A 21,580-nucleotide genomic window follows, 5' to 3' on the forward strand; every position below is an offset into this window, starting at 1 on the left:
ACCAAGGCCATCAGGGGAGAATACGGCGATGGCCGAGCAGCTCGACGTCAGCGTTATCATCCCGCACCTGAATGAACCCGACGATTTACGCCTCTGCCTTTTGGCGTTGAATGCCCAGCAAATGCCGGGTATGAATTTTGAGATTATCGTCGTTGACAATGGTTCGGTTCAGATGCCGGACTTTGCCACTGTGCTGGCGCCCAATGTGAAATTGGCGCGCGAACTGACCCCCGGCCCGGGACCGGCAAGGAACTTGGGCGCTTCGTTGGCCAGCGCACCGATACTCGCCTTTGTCGATGCTGACTGTGTACCGGCTCTTGGCTGGCTCGAAGTCATCGTCCGCACCTTCAGGGACAACCCCGGGATCGATTTTGCTGGCGGCGACATTGGTATCCGTCCGGCCGATGCACGACGTCTGACGGCGGTCGAATGCTATGAGAGTCTCTACAGTTATCGCGCGCGCCGATATGTCGAACGCGACGGCTACGCTGCCACTGGCAACATGGCCGTCCGCACCGAGGTGTTTCGCCAAGTCGGGCCTTTTGGTGGCATCAAGACCATGGAAGATACCGAATGGGGCAAGCGCGCCAGTGCCATGGGCCATCGCATTGCCTATATGTCGGAAGCGCGCGTCAACACGCCATCCTGCGGTTCGTTTAACGCATTGGCGCGGCGTTGGGATCGCCATGTTGCCCATGAATTTGGCGAATTGCAGGGGCAATCGCTGGGAAAGCTGCGTTGGCTTATCAAAAGTGCGGTCGTTGCGGCGTCACCTGTGGCTGAGCTATTTACCGTTGTAAGGACATCCAAGTTGGGCCGGTGGCGGGACCGATGGGCTGCGTTGGCCTGCGTTACGCGGGTGCGGCTTTATCGGGCGCAGCGCATGATAGGGCTGGCATTTCGTGACGATGCGGCGATGCGGCTCGATATGTGGAATCGCGACGATCTCTGACGGTTAGACATGCATAAATCGGGCTATTCTGAACCGGCTGACTAAGCCGGGTGTTAGAGAATTGTGCAATCGTTGCATCGCATGAGCAACGTGCGCGCCCTGCCCTGCCGTGGCAAATTCTACTGGAAGTAGTTGCTGTTGAGTGGATTGCACGGGGTAGACATGCCACAGGCCATAGACCATGCCAACGTTGGCGAAATCCAGCGAGCTCATGACCGGCTCAAAGGGTTGGATCAAAGTTCGTCAGAGGCCATTGCCCGTATTCCGGATTATTGCGCGTTAGCCCTTGATGGGTTGAAGCGGATGCGGTTGGGCAATGGGCATTTTCCTCAGACGATGCGGAACATTACTCGAAGTAACGGGTCGGGGACGCGGGCCGAAGGCGACAATTTGCGCTATGCGACCATTGTGGCGCAGGGGTTGGGATGGCTACCCGAAAGGTCGCAACGATCTGTTCTTGAAGGGATAACCGCCGCTGAGCTGGCGTTGATCTGCGTGCAACGCGCGGCCCATTCCAACGATGTCGGTGTCGTGGCGCTTGCGGCGTGGGCGGCTGCGGAAACGGCTGGCGTATTCGCCAAAGGCCTGTTCGACCGGCTCGAAAAAATGTTGGCAAGTGTTAGCATCGAGACCGTTCCGGTTGCTTGGACGTTAACCGCGACACTCGCAGCGCGTCACCTTGGCAATGTCGAAAATTTGCAAAAAGTCGCGACGCGGCGACTGATGGATGCGCAGGGTCCAAAAGGTCTGTTTGGTCACGTCACGCCACTGAGTTCTGCGCGGTGGCATCGCGCCCATCTGGGATGCTTTGCCGATCAGGTTTACCCCATTCAGGCCCTCGCCCGTCTTGGCCAGGCCGATGGCAACAGTGAGGCGCTGCAGGCGGCCAATGATTGTGCGGCTCGTATTGTTCATTTGCAGGGAACCGCCGGGCAATGGTGGTGGCATTATGACGTTCGCGACGGCAGCGTTACCGAGGGGTTCCCGGTATATAGCGTGCATCAGCATGCAATGGCGCCGATGGCGCTGCTGGACCTGCATGAAGCGGGTGGCACCGACTACCGCGCAGCGGTCATCAAAGGTCTGGAATGGATCGACAATCCATATGAAGCGCGAGACCCGCTGGTTTCGCTTGAAGATGGGATGATCTGGCGAAAGGTGGGGCGGACTGAACCGCCGAAGTTCGTGCGCTCGATTTCGGCCCTGAGCACTTCCGTCAAGACCGGTTGGCATTTGCCTGGGCTCGACGCGATCTTTCCGCCTGGAAAAATCGATTATGAGTGTCGCCCTTATGAATTTGGGTGGATGCTTTATGCGTGGCACGCGGGCGGCGTGGTGAAACGGCTGGCCTGACCGGTTCGAAGTCTAGCTCCTATTAGCAATCCCCAACTGGCAGCGATCCCCGTAATCTGGGCTCTCAATATCGAGACCGCACCTATGTCGACACTCACCGTCAGTCGCGCTGACAGACGCGCAAAGGTCGCCCACCGCAGCCCGAGGGATGAGCGGCCAGGTGTCGGGCGTGTGCGCGAACCGGGCAATTCCCATCGCCTGCATGGCGCGGTGATCCTTTTGCTTTTCACCTGGATGCTGCCTTGGGAGTATTTTCTCGGATCCGTCCGACTGACGCCCTATCGCCTGTCGCTCATTGTGCTTTTGCTGCCCAGTCTGATGTGGTTCGCCGCCGGACGCGCGGGCCGCGTCAGGCTGCCCGACGTTCTGCTTTTAGGATTTGCCCTTTGGTGCATGCTCAGCCTGGGGGTAGTCCATGGCATCAGTACGGCGTTTCAAACCGGCGGCATTCAATTTCTTGAAACGCTGACGCCTTATTTGATAGCGCGGTGCTGCATCAGAAACGCTGACGACTTTCGCGCCCTGGCGCGACTGCTGACCTGGATTGTATTGGCGCTGTTGCCATTTGCAGTCTTTGAAGCGGTAACCGGGCGCAACATCTATCTTGAAATCATGTCGCAGTTCTTTTCCACCATTGAGCTCGCACATAAGGACCCTAGATGGGGTTTGAGGCGGGTGCAGCTGTTCTTTGAGCATCCAATCCTGATGGGTGTTTGCCTTGGCAGTATCCTGACGCTGACACATCTCGTTGTCGGTCGGGAGTTCTATTTCGGTCGCCGCTGGATGCGATCGACAATGGTTGGGCTAACCGCCGCACTTTCACTGTCCTCAGGGCCACTCAGCGGCATGATGGTGCAGATAATATTGATGGGATGGAACTGGTTCTTCAGCAAAATCAAGGGGCGTTGGACCATCCTGATATCGCTGGTTCTGATGTTCATTCTGGCGGTGCAGCTGTTTGCCCGCCGTCCCCTGCCGAACATTCTGGTGTCGTTCGCCTTCGAGCAGGAATCTGGATACTATCGGATACTCATCTGGAACTATGGGTCTGAGTCGGTCGCCCGGCATCCCTGGTTTGGTGTTGGCCTGGGGAGTTGGGACCGGCCTGCATGGATGCCCCCGAGCATTGACATGTTCTGGCTCTACAACGCTATCGTATTTGGATTGCCAGGTGGCGTGCTGATGATGGCGTTTTTCGCTGTCACAGTCTGGTCGATTGGCAAAGTTCGCAATCTGGACCAGCGCCTATACGACTATCGCGCCGCCTATCTGATTGCCATGACTTCGTTTTTCCTGACCGGATGGATGGTTCATTTCTGGAACGGAACCTATGTGTTCTTTCTGTTCATGGTAGGCGCTGGCATGTGGCTACTAAACGTGCCGCGCCAAGATGATGGGCTCAAGCTTGAGCCAGAGGAGCGGGCCATGGCAAGCCGGTCCCGGCGGCCCCTTCGGGCCCCTCGTCAGCCCGTTGGACACAGAGAGAGGTAGTTGTCAGCGGTTCTTAAGGGGACTGGCGCGAGAACTTGGCGACCTTGGCAATCTCATCAACGGCATTGAAATCTTCGGGGGCCTGTCGCCCGGTCAGACGGACAAACCGACCACGTGCCTTATGCACCAGTAGCTGGGCTGCCGTGCTGGCCGCTTCCCTGAACAGGGTTATTCGACTTGGTCGCTCGCGCATCCATTCCTCGTAAAAACCGATCTGCCGTTCGGCGGCACCGGTCAGGCTGAAGCGATCTTCGACAAATTTTCTCGAAAATGCCGCCAGTTCCGACCTTCGACTTTCGCTTTGAAGAAGCCCGGCAAGAATATTGGCAAGCGGTTCTGGTCGCGTGTTGCCATCGCCAAGCCCATAAAAACCCTGCCAAAGGAACATTTCAGCCGTATCGGGGGTCAAAAGTTCGGAAAAGCCTCGTTCGCCGAGAACGATGACAGGTTTTGCAAACGCCATCGCCCGCAATGCCGAACCACCCATCCCGAGGATGATATCAGCGGCAGCGTATGCGGAACGCGGATCGGCGCGCTCACCGGTGAGTATGATCGTTTTATCGCCGGTGCGTTGATTGACCTTGGCGGCGGCACTGGCGAGCGCCTGATGCGCAGGACCGTCGCCGACAATTACCAAACGTGCGCCGGTTTGGTCTGCCAAGAGATCGACAGCGGCGATGGCGCGCTCCAACCCCTCGAGTTTGAGTGCGACGGCCAGCCGTGAAACAACGACGATTGTTGGTCGATCATCCAAATCAAATTCGGCCCGGAACCCCTGTCCATCAATCATCGGCGAATTGCTTTGGACGTCGACCGGCGGCTCGATGACTCGGATAGGGCCCGAGCGGCCGGTACGGGCCGCCGCTGCGATCTGCTCGGTCCCCACGATCAGGGGCATTGAGGATGGAATGAACGGTGCGACAGACATCGACATTGCCGTACAGCCAACGGTCACCCCATCCGAAAGCAGTGGCCCATAAAACCCTTCGATCGAGGGTGGCCATTCGTAGCCGTGGACGACGTCGATATTCTCGCTCCGGCAGAGATCACGCAGGGCGCAGGCAATTTGCATTGAGGGACGCACCCTATGGGGTGGTGCCAGAACAAGCGGCAGATCAAGCTCTTTTATAGTGGTTGCGAGGCTGCCGGTTTCGGCGGCGAAAATGGTTACATCGTGCCCACGGTCCCGGACTGCGGCGGCAAGTTCAATGGCGTTGAGCTGACTGCCGCCGATGGACAGGACGTGGGGGTAAACAACTATGCGCATGGGGAGCCGCTAACCCAAAAAGCTATGGGCGACGCGCCGAAGCGAGCGGCCGGTGCGGCGCATCTGGCTCTGTGCCAGAAGCCAGATTGCCGAAGGGTGAGCGCGCACGCTTTCCACAATGAAGCGCCTGGCCCAACGGGTTTTGCCGGTCGCAGCTAGACTGCGCGCGATATCAACCATGATAGCGGCGCGTTGGCTGGGATATTGGCGCAGCAGTTCCCGATTGACCGTCAGTATGCGCACCGTGCCCATAGCCTGTTTGCTGCGACTACCCGAAATGCTGTCGGGTGACACATAGGCCAGCATGACTGGCCGGTTGTCTTCATGGATGCGGGTGATCTGGCTGATCCGCACGGCGAATTCCCAGTCTTCATTGGCCTTGGCGCAGATGTCGAACCAATCGGCTGTCGGCAGCAAATTGCGCCGAAACAGGGCGCAGGGCAGAACCAGCCGATTGGCATCGAGCATGGAGCCGACCTGATTTGACTGGTCGATGGCTTTGCTGAGATCTGGCGCCACGCAAACCTTGTCAGCGCCGAAAACATAATTCTCGTCGCGCCCGTATATGATCCGGTGACTGGTGACGACGCCGACATCGTCGGGGAGCGCGGCAAACATTGCCAACTGCCACTCCAACTTTTTTGGCAACCAGAGGTCGTCACTATCCTGAAAGGCAACGAATGTGCCTTGTGCGGCGGCAACGCCGGTATTGCGGGCGGCAGCGGCCCCGCCATTCTGCTCGCGCCGGATATATTTGATCCGCGGATCGCCAATGGCATCAAGGACCGACTTGATGTCCTCCTTTGACCCATCATCGACAACGATAAGTTCGAGATCGCCAAACGATTGCGAGAGCACGCTGGTTGCGGAGGCGCGGATCGAGTCTTTTCGATTGTGCGAGGGCAGAATGACCGAGACTGTGGGGTTCATGCATGCCTCATTGTTGCTGGAATATTTTTGGCCAGTTGGCACCTGATGGCTGGCGTCGGATTGCAGCCGCCATGCCGGCGCGATGCACCGGCGATCCGCCTGCGCTGCGCAGGGCCTCGCCGGTCCAGACCGCCAATCTGAACAGAGCCGTCGAGATCATACCATGATGGCGAGCATAGTCGCGAATGCGGTTGATCGTGAGAATTGAATACAGGCGGCTGTTTTGTCCATATTCCCCGCCGATGTGGATCAGTTCGGCCTCGGGCTCGTAAACGATGCGGAAGCCGGCAGCGCGCACGCGTCGCTGAAAGTCCACTTCCTCGCTATATAAAAAGAATGTTTCGTCCCAGGGACCGACACGCTCGCGCGCTTCGGCCGAGATAGCCAATGCAGCGCCGCTGGCCCAATCAACATCCCGAGCGATTCGATAGTGAGTATCATCGACTATGCACTCGCCCTGATCAAAGCTGGAGCCCAGTTTGTCGCCGAGCAGCGCGTCGGCCCAGGCGGTTAGAACTGTGGGTTCGCGGCGGAGCGAAAAGCTTGGTGTTCCGTCTTCATGCACGACCCTTGGGGCCGCAACGCCGACGCCGGGGAGCCGCAATGCTGCCACCAACCGGGCAGCAGCGCCGCGCGACAGCCGAATATCGGGATTGAGGATGAGAACATCTGCGCCCGCCTCAATTGTTGCCAATGCGGCATTGATCCCAGCCGCATAGCCGCCGTTTCGGCCTGTAGGAATGATCCGGGGGCAAATTGGATGGGCCGAGGCCAAGGCAATGCTGTTGTCGCTCGAGGCGTTGTCGGCGATCACGACTTCTGTGTTCGAGAGGCCCTCAAGTCCGTCGGCCAACGTATCCAGCAAGCCGCCCAATGTGTCCGCACTATTATATGTGACAATCACAAGGGCGAGCGGCCGGTTGTCGCTGGCCGAAAATCCTACAGCTACTGATGCGGTCTGAACGGTCACCCGAAGCGCTCCAAGTTACATTTTCTCCTTTTAAGACTATCCGTTAGCGGGGCGGCGGGTGAACTAGGGATTTTAGGTTAAGCGGGTGCCGTTCTGCTTAGCGACTAAATAAGGATAGCCATTGGATGCCTACTCTTGGGCTAGAGGGCATCAATATTACTCCCCTCCCAGACCGGCCCGATTGATTGCTGACCTATCTCACCTCCCCCTAACCTCGCAGTGGAAACAGGGAGGCTGACATGGCTTTCGACTTTGAAGCACCACGGGGAATGACCGCGATCACGGGAGCAAAGCCTTCCCCCCGCAGGCTGCTTTTCGGCCTTTATGTCGATAGCATGCGCATGGACGAGACGGTTGAGCGCTGCCGACAGGCCATCCAGACGCACACATCGTTGCTCGTTGGCGTGCTGAATGCGGCGAAAATCGTCAATCTTCGGCGTGATCCGGGCCTGCGCGAAGCAATTTTGGACTGTGATCTGCTGCTTGCCGATGGACAATCGATTGTGTGGGCCAGCCGGTTGCTGGGCAAGCCATTGCCGGAGCGGGTGACGGGGATCGATCTTTTCGAGCAATTGCTCGCCCTGGCGGATCAGCAGCAGCGCGGCATTTATCTGCTGGGCGCCAAGCCTCAAGTTCTTGCTGCGCTGGAAGCAAATATCGCAAAGCGTTGGCCAAACGTAAAAATCGCTGGCAGTCATCACGGCTATTACAGCGAAGATGAGGCGACCACGATTGCAACCGACATTCGTGCGTCGGGTGCCGACATGCTTTTTCTGGGCATGGCCTCGCCGAAAAAGGAAATATTCCTGCGCCGGTTTCGCCATGAGCTCGATGTTCCTGTGCTGCACGGGGTCGGTGGATCGTTTGATGTTCTGGCCGGCCTTACCCGACGCGCGCCGCCGAGTTGGCGACGGCTCGGCCTCGAATGGGCCTATCGGCTGGTTCAGGAACCGGGGCGGCTATGGAAACGATATCTGATGACCAATAGCGCCTTTGTGGCGCTGACGGTGCGCGAGGCCCTACGTCCCGCAGCGCCGCTGGGGCCATCCGCATCTACCGAACAAATCGAACCCCCGCCGCATAAGCGCGCGCCATAGGACCAATGTGATGATGAACGAAGTTTTTAGTGGAACGCTTGTTGTTGTAGGGATGGGCTATATCGGCCTGCCGACGGCGACGGTTTTGGCTACCCGCGGCGTCAAGGTTATTGGTGTCGATGTTAATCCGCGGATCGTGGAAGCGATATCGCGGGGCGAAACGCCCTTCATCGAACCCGACCTTGCCGTTGCGGTCAGTGGCGCGGTGGCGATGGGGCGCTTGACGATGTCGCGCGACATGCCCGAAGCCGATGCCTATATCATCGCAGTGCCGACACCGTTCAAGGATGACCACACTGCTGACCTTTCCTATATCCAGGCGGCGGCCGAACAGATTGCGCCCAAGCTTCGGCCCGGTACCATCGTGGTGCTGGAATCCACCAGCCCGCCCGGAACGACGGAGAAGGTAAGCCAGTGGATCGGGGCGAAGCGCCCGGATCTGCGGATGCCCCATATTGCAGGGAGCATTGCCGATGTGTCGATTGCCCATTGTCCCGAGCGGGTGCTGCCCGGTCGTATCATGATCGAAATGGTCACCAACAACCGGGTCGTGGGTGGGCTGACCAGCCAGTGTGCGGCCAAGGCTGCGAGCATTTATCAGGTCTTTTCGCAGGGAGAAATATTGCTGACGGACGCCGCCAGCGCCGAGATGGCCAAGTTGGTTGAAAACTCCTATCGTGACGTCAATATCGCCTTTGCGAACGAACTTTCGCTGATCTCGGAATCGCTGGGGCTGGATGTGTGGGAAGTCATCAAACTTGCCAATCAGCATCCGCGCGTCAATGTGTTGTCGCCCGGACCCGGCGTTGGCGGGCATTGTATTCCGGTCGATCCCTGGTTCATCGTGGCGGCGGCGCCCGAATTGGCCCGGCTCATCCGAACAGCCCGCGAGGTCAATGATCACAAGCCGCACCATGTCGCGGATCAGGTGATCGCCAAGGCAAAGCGCTTCGTGTCGCCGTCGATTGCCTGCCTGGGGCTGACCTTCAAGGCCAACGTTGACGATATTCGTGAGAGTGCGGCCATCGAGGTGGTGGGTCTGATTGCCCGTGGTCTGCCCGAGGTCGAGATCATGGTTGCTGACCCCTATGTCGACGAGCTGCCGCCCAAACTGGGTGGCAATGCCAATCTTCGACTGGCAAATGCCGGCGAGGCGGCGGATGCGGCCGACATAATTGTACTGCTGGTGGAGCATGAAGCGTTCAAGCCGCTCCGCCACATCCGGCAGAACGGCAAGGTGGTTTATGACACGCGTGGCGCCTGGGCTTGAGCCCGGGTTGGCGTGGCTGTGGCGATAAAATCGCGCGGCCGCGTCGCATGTCCGAAAAAGTGCTCGATTGACTGCACGCATCTGTCGGCGGCGTGACCATCGCCATAGGGATTGACCGCTTTGGCCATGGCATCATAGGCAGTTTTGTCGGTTAGCAAGGTACTGACTTCATCGACGATCAACGCCTGATTGGTGCCCACCAGTTTGACTGTTCCGGCTGAAACGGCTTCGGGGCGTTCAGTGGTTTCGCGCAAGACCAAAACGGGCTTGCCCAAGCTCGGCGCCTCCTCCTGAACGCCGCCGCTGTCGGTCAGAACGATTTCGGCAGAACGCATTGCGCCGACAAAATCGCTGTAGCTGAGCGGTTCGGTGATCAGCACATTGTCGAGCTTTTCCAGTGGCGGTAGCAATATTTCGCGGACTACGGGATTGAGGTGAACCGGCAGGACCAGATGGACATCGGGGAACCGGCGGGCAATTTCAGCCATCGCCTGCGCGGTTCGGCGCATTGGCTCACCCCAGGATTCGCGGCGATGGGCTGTAAATATAATGGTCCGTTTGCCTTCGACCCTGCGCAGATCCGGGTTGTCTGGTGGCAAGCGACGTGCCGCCACTTCGAGCAAGGCATCAATGACAGTATTGCCCGTGACGCTTATATTTTTGGCCGGAATGGCTTCACGCAGCAGATTTTGCCGTGATGTATCGGTGGGCGCAAGGTGCAGCGAAGCCAGCTTTGAGACCATGCCCCGGTTCATTTCCTCGGGGAACGGATTGTAGATGTCACCGGTCCTGAGCCCCGCCTCTACATGAATGACCGGCACTTTTTGATAGAAGGACGCCAGAGCTGCCGCAAAGCAGGTGGTTGTATCACCTTGCACCATGACCGCGTCGGGGTTTTCCGCAGCGATGACATCCGATACGCCTTCCAGCGCGCGACAGGTGATACCCTGCAGCTGCTGTCGTTGGGATATGATGTTGAGATCGTGGCTGGGCGCAATGCCGAACAAGGCGTTTACCTGGTCCAACATCTCGCGGTGCTGGCCCGTTACGGCAACCACCGCCTCGAGATGTTTGGACCGCGCCATGGCGGCAATCAAGGGCGCGACCTTGATTGCCTCTGGGCGCGTCCCGTAAACGACTAGGATCTTGTGCATGGCGTAACTCCCCGTCCACACCCCGGTATGGGCTGCAGCAAGGTTACGGCGGTCAATTTTACAGAAAAATACGTCAGATGGCGCTGACGCCAGTCGATAGCAAGGCCTGGACATTGCCCCAACCTACATCGCTGCCATCAATTGGATATGGATGAGGCTTTTACCGTGGTTGATCGAGCTAGTTCTGGATTGGTTAATAAATCGTTAAGGCTACCTTCGGGGCACAACAACGCTCAAAGAAAGTAGAAAATCGCGAAATATATTAATGAATTCAGCAACATCGACTTCTGGATCACAGTCTAATAAGCCGATCTGCGCAGTTCTTGATATCGCAGGAAAGTCTAAGCTTCTGGCACAATGGACAAAACTGCCGTGCATAATGGCTTTGGAAATCCGCGGTGATCGCTAACGCACCGACGTTCTGAACAGAAAACCAAAGCTTTTTCGCGCCGGCAAGATGCGAGGGCGAAATGCTTGACGAGCTACCCTGGAAGCAGACGAATGCCGGTATTTTACTGGCCCGTGAAAATTCAATCAAGAAACGCGATGTCGGATTCTATCCGTATTTCAAGCGCTGCATGGATGTATTGCTTGTTTTACTTAGTTTACCAATTATTTTGCCGCTTATGATTGCAATCGGCACGTTGGTCTCGTTGGATGGGGGCTCTCCCCTCTATTCGCAGCAGCGTGTGGGACGCAACGGCAAGATTTTCAAGTTCTGGAAACTCCGGTCCATGGTGCCCGATGCGAAATCGGCACTGGCCAAATATCTTGAAAATTGTCCGGAAGCGCGTGCCGAATGGGAAACGACACAAAAGCTGAAGTGTGATCCTCGACTGACCTATCTGGGACGCTATCTACGCAGATATTCACTCGATGAATTGCCGCAGCTGTGGAATGTACTAGTCGGCGACATGAGTCTTGTTGGGCCACGACCGATGATGCCAGAGCAACGCACGCTCTATCCCGGAACCGCCTATTACAGTGTTCGGCCCGGCCTGACTGGCCTTTGGCAGATCAACGCCCGGAACAATTGTTCGTTCGCGGGGCGCGCCGAATATGACAACAAATACGCGATGACCATTTCGGCCCGCACCGATATTGCCATCCTGTACAAGACAGTTGCAGTGGTTTTCCAAGGCACCGGTTGCTAGCCCACACATCAGGGTTGGGCTAGCGTGATCATCCGATTTTCAGCCATTGCGCTGCCTGCTGGCTGATCCATCTGGGTCGTGACCCGCACCAGATCACCGGGCATTAGCAGACTTGCATCAGTTGCCGGCAACTCGGTTGGGTTCCCCTGTTCCTGACGAACGAGCGAATAGCTCAGGCTGATCTGTACGGTATTTGCCAGTTTCAGGGTCTCGTTGATCTCCACCGACTGGCGCAGCATGCGCATGGTGGTGACCTGGCTGAGTTGGAGCCTTTCAAGCCCCGCCTGCTCGGTTTGCAACTGGATTGAGGCGTCAGACTGCTGTTCATCCTGAAGTCTTGCCAAATCGCGCTCAGACCGGTTCAGATTTTCGCGTGCCGTCATGGTGGCAATCAGATTGTCCAGCTTGTCGGAGCGCAGATCGGCGAGGATGCGCTCAGAGTCTGACAGGCGGGAAATTGTCGCCGATCCGGCATTGACCAGACTTTGAACAGCATCAACCTGCTTTTGGGCCCTTGCGATCTGCTCATCGATCGCTTTTTCCTTCTGCCCGAGCGCATCAATTTCGGCATTATAGAGCTCAGCGAGGTGAACCAACCCGGTCTGCTGGCGTTCGAACCCATTGATATGGGCCTCGAATATGCGCCGTTCCTGCTCCAATATCTCGGCAATGGAAGGGTCCGAGGGATCAAGCGCTGGGGGGAAACTTATGGTCTTTTCGCGTGCAAATTCGCTTTTGAGGCGCGCCAACCGCGCCGACGTACGCAGAAAGTCGCGCGCATAGCCGTTCAGGTCGGCTTCCAACTTGATGGTATCGGATAATGTATCGCCTGCCTCGGTCCGATGCTCACCGCCGGCGAGCGCCAGCGCCTGTGCCACGGTCATGCCGGGCCGGAAGGGATATTGTCCGGGCTTGGCAACACCCCCAACCACATAGACTGGTGGATATTCCAATATCCGAACCGATGCGTCCGGTGCATCGAGTAGCCCAAGCTTGGCTTTCAATCGCCGACCAATTTCTGTGCCCAGTGCCGCTGCGCCAAGGTCCGTTACATCAATGGATCCCAAAGTTGGAACAGCCACCGTGCCATCCGGCCCCACTTCTAGATCACCCCCCAAGGCGTCCCAGCTCTTATAGTCGCCGGTTGCGGGCACGAACTGAACCACAGTCAGCCGAAGCTTGGTCAATGGCACCAACCCGGCCGCCTCGATTGCGAGCGCCGATGTGGACGAGACTGCAACGAGCAATCCAACCAGTAGCAAGCGAGCTGACCCGTTCAGGAATTTTTGCTTTGGCCGCATTGTTCAATGCCCCCTTATATGTCGCAAAAGCTGACCTAGAGTACTGTGCCAGACGGGAATAAAGAACCGACTAGAGGGGATTAGCTCCATCGGGTTATCGCAGCGTCAACATCGCCCTTGTTGACGATAGATGAGTTCCTATTCGTTGAATAAGGTCGTCTTTCACATGCGTCCTGATAATGCGCAAATTGCACAGAATGAAACGGATGACCGATGGGTAGTACCTTGAGTAACATCGACTTCAGATTCTACCTGTGGCTGTTTTTCCGTCGGCTGCCCCTGTTCATCGCCGTGGTCATATTGGTCGGAGCAGTCGGCATCGCGCTTACCTATCTTATGCCGCGCACCTATCAGGCGACCGCAAAAATTCTGGTAGAGTCACCTCAAATTCCGGCTGATCTGGCCAAATCGACAGTGCCCACCGGGGCTGCCGAGCGATTTCAGATCATTGAAGAAGATATTATGTCGCGGCAGAGCCTTCTGGATGTGGCCGACCGTTTTGCCATCTACCAAGACACGCCCGACATAACCAGCGCGGACAAATTTGAGGACATGAAGCGCCGGACCACCATTACGCCGGTGCCGGTCGTGGTGCCGAGCGGCAGTCCCGCAACGGTGTTTCATATCTCATTCAAGTCGGCGCGCCCCGAGATTGCGGCCAGACTGGTCAATGATCTGGTGCAGACGATTTTGGACAAGGACGTGAAACTTCGAATGGCCAGGGCGACGGACACGGTTGCGTTCTTCAGTCGCGAGACGCAACGGCTCGATGATGAATTGCGGGGCGTGGATAGCAAGATCCTGGCGTTCAAGAACGCTAATATCAACTCCCTGCCCGACAGTCTGGATTTCAGACGTAACCAACAAACCGCCCAGCAGCAGCGGCTTCTTGCGCTGACGCAGGAAGAAGCAATATTAAGCAAGCGGTTGGTGGACATGCCGTTGCGGCCGCTGGAAACGCAGACGCCAACGACTCCTGAAGAGCAAACCCTTCAAGACCTTCGCCAATCTCTGGCGCAACAGCAGGCGCTTTATGCCGAAGACAGCCTGACCATCAGGTCATTGCGCGACCGGATTTCAACGCTTGAGAGCTATATCACGGAGCGGAACATCGCCAACGAGGGCATGTCCGGCCAACCGCAAAGTGCTCGGGATTTTGAAATTTCCGATATCAAGGACCGACTCGCAGCCATAGCCAGCGAGCGCAAGGCAATTGGCCAGACAATTGAGCAGTTGGGCAATTCCATCGCCCAGACGCCTGGAAACGAGACGACATTGAACTCATTGCTGCGCGATCACCAGAACCTGCAGGCGCAATATGACGCGGCCGTGTCGCGGCTGGCCGATGCGTCGACGGGTCAGCAAATCGAATTACTGCTCAAGGGCGAGCGGCTTTCCTTGATTGAGACCGCTGTTGCTCCGCAAAAGCCGCTGGGTCCATCTGAAAGGATATTGCTGGCGGCCAGCGTTGCGGGTGCAATGATGCTTGGATTGGTGGCAGTCATCCTGCCCGAATTTATCAACAAGCGCATTCGGCGGCCGGAGGAACTCACGAGCCGGTTGCAGATAGTGCCCTTTATCACCGTTCCCTATATCGAGCGTCGGTCGTTTGGCCGCGCCCAAATGGCGATGTTGATCGGCATATTTGCCGTATCCGCACTACTGCTGACTTCCCAATTCTACATTGGGCCGGTCAATACCCTGATCAATCAGGCAGGCACCGACTTCCTTTCTTCAATCTCCAGCGCCGGGTATCTACGATGATCAGCGAATACAGGACCAGCAGCAGAACCGAACTTGGCGCTCAGATCACTCCGCTCGGCAATAATCCCTTTTCCTGGCCGAAACTCGAGCCGCTGACGGTTGAAGCCAAATGGCTGGAAAAGCAACGCCTCGTTTCATTCAGTCGCCACAATCCGGCGGCGGTCAGCTTCGACATCTTGCGCACCAAGGTGCTGCGAAGTGCCCGGGAGAACAATTGGCGTTCGCTGGGGATTACGGCGCCAACCAGTGGCAGCGGCAAGTCGACCATCGCCGCAAATCTGGCAATAAGTCTCACCAAGCACGAAAAGATCAAAGTGGGCCTTGTCGACCTCGATCTTCGCCGCCCCCGCATTGCAGAAATGTTCGCCCATTCAGGCCGGTATAGCACCGAGGAATTTTTGCACGGGGAGTGTTTGATCGAGGACTTTTTTGTCCGTTTTGGCGATAATCTGGCGATTGGCGCGAGCCAGCACGCAAGTGGCAGTAATGCTGCCGAAGTGCTTCACGGACAAAGTGCCGGGCAGGTATTGAAGCGGGTCCAGGAGGAACTGGGGGCGGACATTGTCATTTACAATCTGCCAGCACTACTCGTGGGCGATGATTGCATTGGCCTGCTGCCGCGCATGGAGGCGACGATGCTCGTGGTCGGGGCTGAAGCGAGCACGGTTGCGGACATTGATGTTTGCGAGCGCGAATTGGAAACGCGCACCAACCTCTTGGGCGTTGTGCTGAACAAATGTCGCTACAAGGCTGATCAGAACAACAATTTTTTGGGAACCTAAGGCTCAGTTTTCCCGGAAAGTGCGGCTGAAGCGCTCTTCGATTGGCGCCATTAGATAAGACCAGACGGTCCGCTCGCCAGTCTGGAAAAAGCTCTCCGCCGGCATGCCCGGCACCAACGCCGCATCGGCCGGAAGCTTGTCGCGCTCCTTGTCATCAATATTGACGCGAACGCTGAAATACTGGACGCCCGTCGTTGAATCGCGCACCAGATCGGGGGAGATAGTGTTGACGTTGCCGACAAGATTTGGCGTGGTGCGCGGATCAAAACTGAGCATGCGCACCTCGGCTTCCTGGCCCACATGTAGTTTGTTGATTTCCATCGGACTGACCCGCATATCGACGAGGAGATGCTCTTCCTCGGGCACGATCAGCATCAGTGTTTCGGATGGAGAGATAACCCCGCCGACTGTCTGGACAATGGATTCGTGGACTGTACCGGAAACGGGTGCACGTATATCCAGACGCGATAGCCGTGCCTGGGTCGCGATCATCCGTTGCATCAGTTCAGCAACCGTTTGAGAAACGGTTTGCAGGTCGGTCAGAGCCTTGGCCCGGAATTCGCTGGTGACTTGATCGGCTTGTATCTGGAGCTCGGAAATGGAAGCCTGGGTCGCCGAGATCGAGGCCTGAACACTCAGGATCTGGCCCGAAAGTTCGGCTTCGCTGCGCTTTTGTTCGTTAAGCCGCTGATTGGAAATCAATTTCTTTTCGAACAGCGCTGCCTGCTGGGTTATTTCCTCCTGAACCAGCTTAAGCTGACCGTTATAGGCTTCGAGTTGGGCTTCATAACCCTTGATCACCGCGCGCTTTTCGTCGATGAGCTGGCTGAAGCGGGCAACTTCAGTCTCGAGCGCCTTGCGCCGCGACTGTCGCAGGTTTTGCTGATCGGCCATGACTACGGACAGTTTGGGATCGGGCGGCCAGTTTTCCGCCACCGCCGGTATCAGTATCATGGATTCATCGGTGCTTTCGGCGGCAAGACGGGCCCGATTGCCAATACCGTCACGCAGTTGGGAAAGAATGACCTCAAGTTCGGCGCGGATGGAGACGTCGTCGAGCTTTATCAGGACCTCGCCGGCCTCGACGTGCTGGTTATTCTGGACCAGTATTTCGCGAACGATGCCGCCCTCTGAATATTGAACCTTACGCGATCCGCCTTCGGACACAACGACACCGCTGGCGATTACGGCACCCTCGACGCGCGTCGTCACGGCCCAGCCGCCCAACCCGACGAACAGGGCGGCAATCACACCGAGGCCAAGCAAGGCGTGCTGGCGAAGGCTCGAGAGGTTTTTTCCGCCGCCCACCGCATTTGGCGTGGGCTTACGACCGCTGCCCGTCAGAAATTTAAGCACTTTTTCTCCTGTCGATCGGCGTGGGCGGTAGCGCGATCTGGCTCATCACGGCATCCTTGTTGCCAAAGGCGATCTGGCGGCCGTCGCGCATGAACAGAACCTTGTTGAGGGCGGCGATGGCACTCGGTCGATGCGCTACAACAACCACGATGGCGCCGCGTTCGCGGGCGTCCTCAATGGCCTTGGTCAAGGCCTGATCGCCTTCCATATCGAGATTTGAGTTTGGTTCGTCGAGCACCACCAGGAACGGATCGCCATATAGAGCGCGCGCCAACCCGATGCGCTGCCGTTGACCTGCTGACAGAACCGATCCGTTTTCGCCGACACGGGTTTCGTAACCATCCGGCATCGTGACAATCAAATCGTGAACGCGGGCGGCCTGGGCCGCTCTCAAAATGGCGTCGGTATCGTGATCGGGGCTGAACCTTCCGATATTGTCGGCGATTGTGCCTTCGAGAAGCTGGACTGACTGAGGCAAATAGCCAATGGCTGTGCCGAGCCGGACCGGATCAAAATGAGCCAGTTCCGAGCCGTCGAGCCTTATTGAGCCACGCAGCACCGGCCAGACGCCGACAATGGCGCGGGCAATAGAGGATTTACCCGAGCCTGAAAGGCCGATGATCCCGAGGCCATCACCCGAATTAAGGGTTATATTGACGTCGAATACCACAGGGTTTCGGCGCACATCGGGTCCGGTGGACAGGCCTTCCAGCGTTAATCTGTCACTTGGCAATGGCAGTTGGGTCGGTCTTGGCGCGACTTCACTGATTGCCAGGATTTGCACCAGCCTTGCCGAAGCCTGACGAGCGTTTACGAAACCACGCCATTGCCCGACGACCTGCTCAATTGGAGCCAAAGCGCGGGAGGTCAAAATTGACGCCGCGATCATCAGACCGCCAGTCACTTCGCCCAGGATAACCAGATAAGCGCCAACGGCGAGAACCGCAGACTGCAACAGATACCGCACCCCCTTGGTCAAGGAGGCATAAAACGCGGTGCGGTCGGCTGAGCGCTGCTGGGACTGGGCAAGTTTGTAAGCCGAATGTTCCCAGCGGGTAGTGACGGAATCAATCATACCCATCGACATGATGGATTCAGCGTTGGATTCGGCATCACTGGTCAGCGCGCCGCGTTCTCCGGCGGCGGCTGTCGTTGCGAGTGCCGGGCGGCGCGAATGAAGTTCGTTGATAACGAGCAGACCGGCGATCACTACCCCGCCACCGAGGGTAAAGGCGCCAAGCAATGGGTGAAGGAAGAACGAAACGGCCAGATATATGGGAATCCAGGGCAGATCGAGCAGCGCAATCGGGCCGGAGCCGGACACGAACATGCGCAAGACGTCGAGATCATTGATTGGATTGACCCGCCCGGCGTGCCCCGAGACCAGCTTTAGCCGAACCGCTGCCTGAAAAAGTGCCTGCGCGAAACGGTCGTGGATCAGCCCCCCAAGCCGGACCGCCATACGAGCCCTTATCCATTCGATCAGCGCATAGAATCCATAGAGCACGATGACCAACGTGGTCAGCGCGATCAAGGTATCGGTTGAACGGCTGGGCAATACACGATCATAAACCTGCAACATGAATACCGAACCGGTAAGCATGAGCAAGTTGGATGTGACGCTGAGCGCAAACAAGACAAATATCTGGGCGCGCGCCATTTTGACGAGATCGAGCACAGGTCGGGACTCAGCACCCCGTTGAATGGTCTCCAAATGCCGTCCTTTCAGCTGCGCGGGTAGAGGCGGTACCGAGCGCGTGCTCATTAAGTGCCAAAACGTGTCCCAATTGAGGACAACCAACGTTGAACTCGATATTTCCCTAATTCCATAAGTGGAAGAAACTAGACTGGCTCAATGCGCCTCGCCCAAAAGGAGTCAGGTACTGGCCACTAAATCTCATGGGCTATGAATTGACGTTAGGTGATGTCCCGAGACCGAAACATTAGTTAGCGCTCCGCAGAAACAGACCTAACTCTATAGCTCTATTGAGAAATTGCGATACCGGCACGGCCTGATAGCCTTTCGGTGCAATCGCGAAGTTATCAGTTCTTTTCGCGAATTTTGATGGGGGCCCAAGGGGAACCAAATGCTCAATCGCGTCTCGCTGGGAGAAGGGACTGTTATTCATCAGCCCGACCTCGTGAATCTTTATGACTGCTCAATCGGGGACAACAGCCGCGTTGGTGCGTTTGTTGAAATTCAGAAAAATGCCTCGATCGGGCGCAACTGCAAGATTTCCAGCCACAGCTTCATTTGTGAAGGGGTGACGATTGAGGACGGAGTCTTCATCGGCCACGGCGTGATGTTCACCAATGACCCCTACCCCCGCGCCACCAATGGCGATGGGCAATTGCAAGGCAATGATGATTGGGAAGTGATCTCCACCGTCGTGCGCCAGAACGCTTCAATTGGCAGCAATGCCACCATTCTGTCCGGCATCACCATCGGTGAAGGAGCGCTGGTTGGCGCTGGCGCCGTTGTGACACGCGACGTCCGGCCAGGGTCAACGGTCGCGGGCGTACCGGCGCGAGAAATAAACACTGCGGCGTCCACTGAAACCAGACGAGCCGGAGGGCTGAATCGATGATCGGCATTGGCGTAATCGGCTACGGCTACTGGGGCCCCAACCTGGTCCGTAATTTTTGTGACATTCCTGGCGTGCAGGTGCATTGGGTCTGCGATCTGCGAACTGAACGGCTTGCTGGGATACGCCTGCGTTATCCCGCAGTTGGTATTACCGAAGACGTTGATGAGGTTTTGCGTGATCCCAGGATCGATGCTGTTGCCATTGCAACGCCGGTCTCATCGCATTTCGAAATTGCCATGCGGGCACTGCGCGCTGGCAAGAACGTCTTCGTTGAAAAACCCATCACGGCAACGGCAGAACAGGCCGAACGGCTCAATGAAGAGGCGGATCGTCGGGGATTGATCGTTGCGGTTGACCACACCTTCATACACACGGGCGCGGTCAAGAAGCTGCGCGAGCTGATCAAGAATGATCTGGGCGATGTTTATTATTATGACTCGGTGCGAGTAAATCTTGGAATATTCCAGCGCGACGTCAGCGTCATGTGGGATCTGGCAGTACACGATCTTGCCATTATGGATTTCGTGCTCGACGCCCGCCCACGCGCCGTATCTGCTGTCGGCATGTCCCACGTCGCGGGTGTTCCTGAAAACATTGCCTATTTGAACCTGCATTTTGACTGCAAACTGATGGCCCATGTCCATGTGAACTGGCTGGCACCGGTCAAAATTCGGCGTACCCTGATTGGTGGCAGCAACAAGATGATTGTTTATGACGATCTGGAGCCCAGCGAGAAAATCAAGGTTTACGACCGGGGGATCACCGTTGATCCGATGGCCCCGCGCGCCAGCGAACGCATCCGCCAAATGCGGATCGGCTATCGGGCTGGCGATATGTTTGCGCCCCAACTCGACGTCACCGAGGCCCTGGGCTGTGAATTGCGCGAGTTTGTATCCTGCGTCGAGCACGGCACGCGTCCCACAGCCGATGGTATTGCGGGGTTAAGGGTCGTCCGCATCCTGGAAGCCGCTTCCAAGTCGATGGCGAACGGCGGGCAAATGGTCGAACTTCCTCAAGAGATGGTTTTGGCATGATTCCGTTTCTCGATCTCAAAGCACAATACGCCACCATCGGTCACGATATCGAGGCCGCAGCGCTACGGGTATTGCGGTCCGGCCGGTTCGTACTTGGCGACGAAGTGGCGACGCTTGAAGACAATTTCGCCGCCTACTGCGGAACCCGGCACGCCATTGCGGTTAATACGGGCACCAGCGCGCTGCACCTTGCACTGCTGGCCGCTGGTGTTAAGCGCGGCGATGAGGTCATCACAACGCCGTTCACTTTCATCGCCACTGCGGCAGCAATTCGCTATATCGGCGCGCGCCCGGTGTTTGTCGATATTGATCCGGCAACCTTCAATATTGACCCGGGCCGCATTGAAGAAGCGATCACGCCGCGCACCCGCGCCATCGTGCCAGTGCATCTATATGGCCAGATGGCAGACATGGACGCCATTTTGGCGATTGCTGAAAAGCACGGTCTGGCTGTGATCGAAGATGCCTGTCAGGCACATGGGGCCGAATACAAAGGTCATCGGGCTGGCAGCATGGGAATTTCAGGCTGTTTCAGCTTCTATCCAGGCAAAAATCTGGGTGCTTGTGGCGAAGGTGGCATGGTGGTCACCAATAGCGATGATCATGCCAAACAGATACGCATGTTGCGCGACTGGGGGCAAGACCGCCGCTACCACCACATTGTTGAGGGTTACAATTATCGAATGGATGCCATTCAGGGCGCCATTCTCGCGGTCAAACTGGCGCAGTTGGAAAACTGGATCGAGGCACGGCGCACCCGTGCCCGGCTCTATGGCCAACTTTTGACCGGGCCGACAGTGGACGCGCCGCGTGAGGCGGCTGGTCGTCGGCACGTTTGGCATGTTTTTGCTGTCAGGACGCGGGATCGGGAGCAATTGCAAAAAATGCTGGCGCGCGAAGGCGTGGAAACAGGCCTGCACTATCCGGTCCCGGTTCATCTGCAGCCAGCCTTTGCTGATCTGGGCTACGATGTGGGCAGTTTTCCGACCGCGGAAGCTGCCGCCGATAGCGTGCTTTCGTTGCCGCTCTATCCAGAACTTGAATTGTCATCGGTCGAAAAGATCTGCGACCTCATTGTGCAGGACGCTTATGTCGACTGAGTTCACCATTTTTAAGC

General features: G+C 57.2%; 18 protein-coding genes. 11 read left to right on the plus strand and 7 right to left on the minus strand.

Annotation, left to right across the window (positions count from 1 at the left end; genetic code table 11):
• The first annotated feature begins 28 nt into the window (after nt 1-28).
• The 3 genes from PSQ90_RS01810 (at nt 29) to PSQ90_RS01820 (ending at nt 3,796) form a co-directional block, all read left to right on the plus strand.
• Nucleotides 29-952: a glycosyltransferase gene (locus PSQ90_RS01810; RefSeq protein WP_282211736.1), complete on the plus strand. Its 924-nt coding sequence runs from the start codon at nt 29-31 to the stop codon at nt 950-952.
• Between the two features lie 162 nt (nt 953-1,114).
• Entirely contained in the window at nt 1,115-2,305 is a 1,191-nt protein-coding gene (locus tag PSQ90_RS01815) for a hypothetical protein (protein WP_282211737.1), read from the plus strand.
• Between the two features lie 84 nt (nt 2,306-2,389).
• Nucleotides 2,390-3,796: an O-antigen ligase family protein gene (locus PSQ90_RS01820; RefSeq protein WP_282211738.1), complete on the plus strand. Its 1,407-nt coding sequence runs from the start codon at nt 2,390-2,392 to the stop codon at nt 3,794-3,796.
• A 13-nt stretch (nt 3,797-3,809) separates the two neighbouring features.
• Here the strand turns inward: PSQ90_RS01820 and PSQ90_RS01825 are convergent, their stop codons facing one another.
• Genes PSQ90_RS01825 through PSQ90_RS01835 form a run of 3 tightly spaced genes read right to left on the minus strand, consistent with a single transcriptional unit; the run spans nt 3,810 to nt 6,963 of the window.
• Entirely contained in the window at nt 3,810-5,063 is a 1,254-nt protein-coding gene (locus PSQ90_RS01825; protein WP_282211739.1) for a glycosyltransferase family 4 protein, read from the minus strand.
• 9 nt (nt 5,064-5,072) lie between these two features.
• Nucleotides 5,073-5,993, minus strand: a complete 921-nt coding sequence (locus PSQ90_RS01830; protein ID WP_282211740.1) for a glycosyltransferase family 2 protein — start codon at nt 5,991-5,993, stop codon at nt 5,073-5,075.
• Between the two features lie 7 nt (nt 5,994-6,000).
• Nucleotides 6,001-6,963, minus strand: coding sequence for a glycosyltransferase family 2 protein (locus tag PSQ90_RS01835; RefSeq protein WP_282211741.1), 963 nt, complete (start codon nt 6,961-6,963; stop codon nt 6,001-6,003).
• 239 nt (nt 6,964-7,202) lie between these two features.
• Here PSQ90_RS01835 and PSQ90_RS01840 point away from each other — a divergent pair, with 239 nt between their 5' ends.
• Nucleotides 7,203-8,060: a WecB/TagA/CpsF family glycosyltransferase gene (locus PSQ90_RS01840; protein ID WP_282211742.1), complete on the plus strand. Its 858-nt coding sequence runs from the start codon at nt 7,203-7,205 to the stop codon at nt 8,058-8,060.
• Between the two features lie 10 nt (nt 8,061-8,070).
• Nucleotides 8,071-9,330 (plus strand): UDP-N-acetyl-D-mannosamine dehydrogenase, encoded by a 1,260-nt coding sequence (gene wecC, locus PSQ90_RS01845; protein ID WP_282211743.1) that lies wholly within the window; start codon nt 8,071-8,073, stop codon nt 9,328-9,330.
• Here the strand turns inward: wecC and wecB are convergent.
• Nucleotides 9,303-10,484, minus strand: a complete 1,182-nt coding sequence (gene wecB, locus PSQ90_RS01850) for a non-hydrolyzing UDP-N-acetylglucosamine 2-epimerase (RefSeq protein WP_282211744.1) — start codon at nt 10,482-10,484, stop codon at nt 9,303-9,305. The genes wecC and wecB overlap by 28 nt on opposite strands.
• Before the next feature lie 470 nt (nt 10,485-10,954).
• Here wecB and PSQ90_RS01855 point away from each other — a divergent pair, with 470 nt between their 5' ends.
• Nucleotides 10,955-11,638 carry a sugar transferase gene (locus PSQ90_RS01855; RefSeq protein ID WP_282211745.1) on the plus strand — a complete coding sequence of 228 codons (684 nt, stop codon included), beginning with the start codon at nt 10,955-10,957 and terminating at the stop codon, nt 11,636-11,638.
• A gap of 8 nt (nt 11,639-11,646) precedes the next feature.
• Here the strand turns inward: PSQ90_RS01855 and PSQ90_RS01860 are convergent, their stop codons facing one another.
• Nucleotides 11,647-12,939, minus strand: coding sequence for a polysaccharide biosynthesis/export family protein (locus tag PSQ90_RS01860; protein WP_282211746.1), 1,293 nt, complete (start codon nt 12,937-12,939; stop codon nt 11,647-11,649).
• A gap of 225 nt (nt 12,940-13,164) precedes the next feature.
• On the opposite strand from PSQ90_RS01860, the gene PSQ90_RS01865 reads away from it, so the two are divergent.
• Nucleotides 13,165-14,703 carry a GumC family protein gene (locus PSQ90_RS01865; protein WP_282211747.1) on the plus strand — a complete coding sequence of 513 codons (1,539 nt, stop codon included), beginning with the start codon at nt 13,165-13,167 and terminating at the stop codon, nt 14,701-14,703.
• The gene (locus tag PSQ90_RS01870) at nt 14,700-15,485 is read left to right on the plus strand and encodes a CpsD/CapB family tyrosine-protein kinase (protein WP_282211748.1); all 786 of its coding nucleotides are present in this window, start codon (nt 14,700-14,702) and stop codon (nt 15,483-15,485) included. The genes PSQ90_RS01865 and PSQ90_RS01870 overlap by 4 nt, the downstream gene beginning before the upstream one ends.
• 3 nt (nt 15,486-15,488) lie before the next feature.
• Here the strand turns inward: PSQ90_RS01870 and PSQ90_RS01875 are convergent, their stop codons facing one another.
• Both PSQ90_RS01875 and PSQ90_RS01880 read right to left on the minus strand, forming a co-directional pair.
• On the minus strand, nt 15,489-16,841 hold the full coding sequence (locus tag PSQ90_RS01875; RefSeq protein WP_282211749.1) for an HlyD family type I secretion periplasmic adaptor subunit: 1,353 nt from the start codon (nt 16,839-16,841) through the stop codon (nt 15,489-15,491).
• Nucleotides 16,834-18,555 (minus strand): type I secretion system permease/ATPase, encoded by a 1,722-nt coding sequence (locus PSQ90_RS01880; protein ID WP_282211750.1) that lies wholly within the window; start codon nt 18,553-18,555, stop codon nt 16,834-16,836. Before PSQ90_RS01880 ends, PSQ90_RS01875 begins: the two co-directional genes overlap by 8 nt.
• A gap of 373 nt (nt 18,556-18,928) precedes the next feature.
• On the opposite strand from PSQ90_RS01880, the gene PSQ90_RS01885 reads away from it, so the two are divergent.
• Genes PSQ90_RS01885 through PSQ90_RS01895 form a run of 3 tightly spaced genes read left to right on the plus strand, consistent with a single transcriptional unit; the run spans nt 18,929 to nt 21,563 of the window.
• Nucleotides 18,929-19,429, plus strand: coding sequence for an acyltransferase (locus PSQ90_RS01885; RefSeq protein WP_282211751.1), 501 nt, complete (start codon nt 18,929-18,931; stop codon nt 19,427-19,429).
• Nucleotides 19,426-20,463 (plus strand): Gfo/Idh/MocA family protein, encoded by a 1,038-nt coding sequence (locus PSQ90_RS01890; RefSeq protein ID WP_282211752.1) that lies wholly within the window; start codon nt 19,426-19,428, stop codon nt 20,461-20,463. The genes PSQ90_RS01885 and PSQ90_RS01890 overlap by 4 nt, the downstream gene beginning before the upstream one ends.
• Complete coding sequence (locus tag PSQ90_RS01895; protein WP_282211753.1) at nt 20,460-21,563, plus strand: DegT/DnrJ/EryC1/StrS family aminotransferase; 1,104 nt, start codon at nt 20,460-20,462, stop codon at nt 21,561-21,563. The genes PSQ90_RS01890 and PSQ90_RS01895 overlap by 4 nt, the downstream gene beginning before the upstream one ends.
• Nucleotides 21,564-21,580 lie beyond the last annotated feature (17 nt).

The sequence above is a fragment of the Devosia rhodophyticola genome, from assembly GCF_028816475.1.
GTDB lineage: Bacteria > Pseudomonadota > Alphaproteobacteria > Rhizobiales > Devosiaceae > Devosia > Devosia rhodophyticola.

Coding starts and splice junctions, on each gene's coding strand:
- PSQ90_RS01810 (WP_282211736.1), top strand. CDS start 29: ATGGCCGAGCAGCTCGACGTCAGCGTTATCATCCCGCACCTGAATGAA.
- PSQ90_RS01815 (WP_282211737.1), top strand. CDS start 1,115: ATGCCACAGGCCATAGACCATGCCAACGTTGGCGAAATCCAGCGAGCT.
- PSQ90_RS01820 (WP_282211738.1), top strand. CDS start 2,390: ATGTCGACACTCACCGTCAGTCGCGCTGACAGACGCGCAAAGGTCGCC.
- PSQ90_RS01825 (WP_282211739.1), bottom strand. CDS start 5,063: ATGCGCATAGTTGTTTACCCCCACGTCCTGTCCATCGGCGGCAGTCAG.
- PSQ90_RS01830 (WP_282211740.1), bottom strand. CDS start 5,993: ATGAACCCCACAGTCTCGGTCATTCTGCCCTCGCACAATCGAAAAGAC.
- PSQ90_RS01840 (WP_282211742.1), top strand. CDS start 7,203: ATGGCTTTCGACTTTGAAGCACCACGGGGAATGACCGCGATCACGGGA.
- wecC (WP_282211743.1), top strand. CDS start 8,071: ATGATGAACGAAGTTTTTAGTGGAACGCTTGTTGTTGTAGGGATGGGC.
- wecB (WP_282211744.1), bottom strand. CDS start 10,484: ATGCACAAGATCCTAGTCGTTTACGGGACGCGCCCAGAGGCAATCAAG.
- PSQ90_RS01855 (WP_282211745.1), top strand. CDS start 10,955: ATGCTTGACGAGCTACCCTGGAAGCAGACGAATGCCGGTATTTTACTG.
- PSQ90_RS01860 (WP_282211746.1), bottom strand. CDS start 12,939: ATGCGGCCAAAGCAAAAATTCCTGAACGGGTCAGCTCGCTTGCTACTG.
- PSQ90_RS01870 (WP_282211748.1), top strand. CDS start 14,700: ATGATCAGCGAATACAGGACCAGCAGCAGAACCGAACTTGGCGCTCAG.
- PSQ90_RS01885 (WP_282211751.1), top strand. CDS start 18,929: ATGCTCAATCGCGTCTCGCTGGGAGAAGGGACTGTTATTCATCAGCCC.
- PSQ90_RS01890 (WP_282211752.1), top strand. CDS start 19,426: ATGATCGGCATTGGCGTAATCGGCTACGGCTACTGGGGCCCCAACCTG.
- PSQ90_RS01895 (WP_282211753.1), top strand. CDS start 20,460: ATGATTCCGTTTCTCGATCTCAAAGCACAATACGCCACCATCGGTCAC.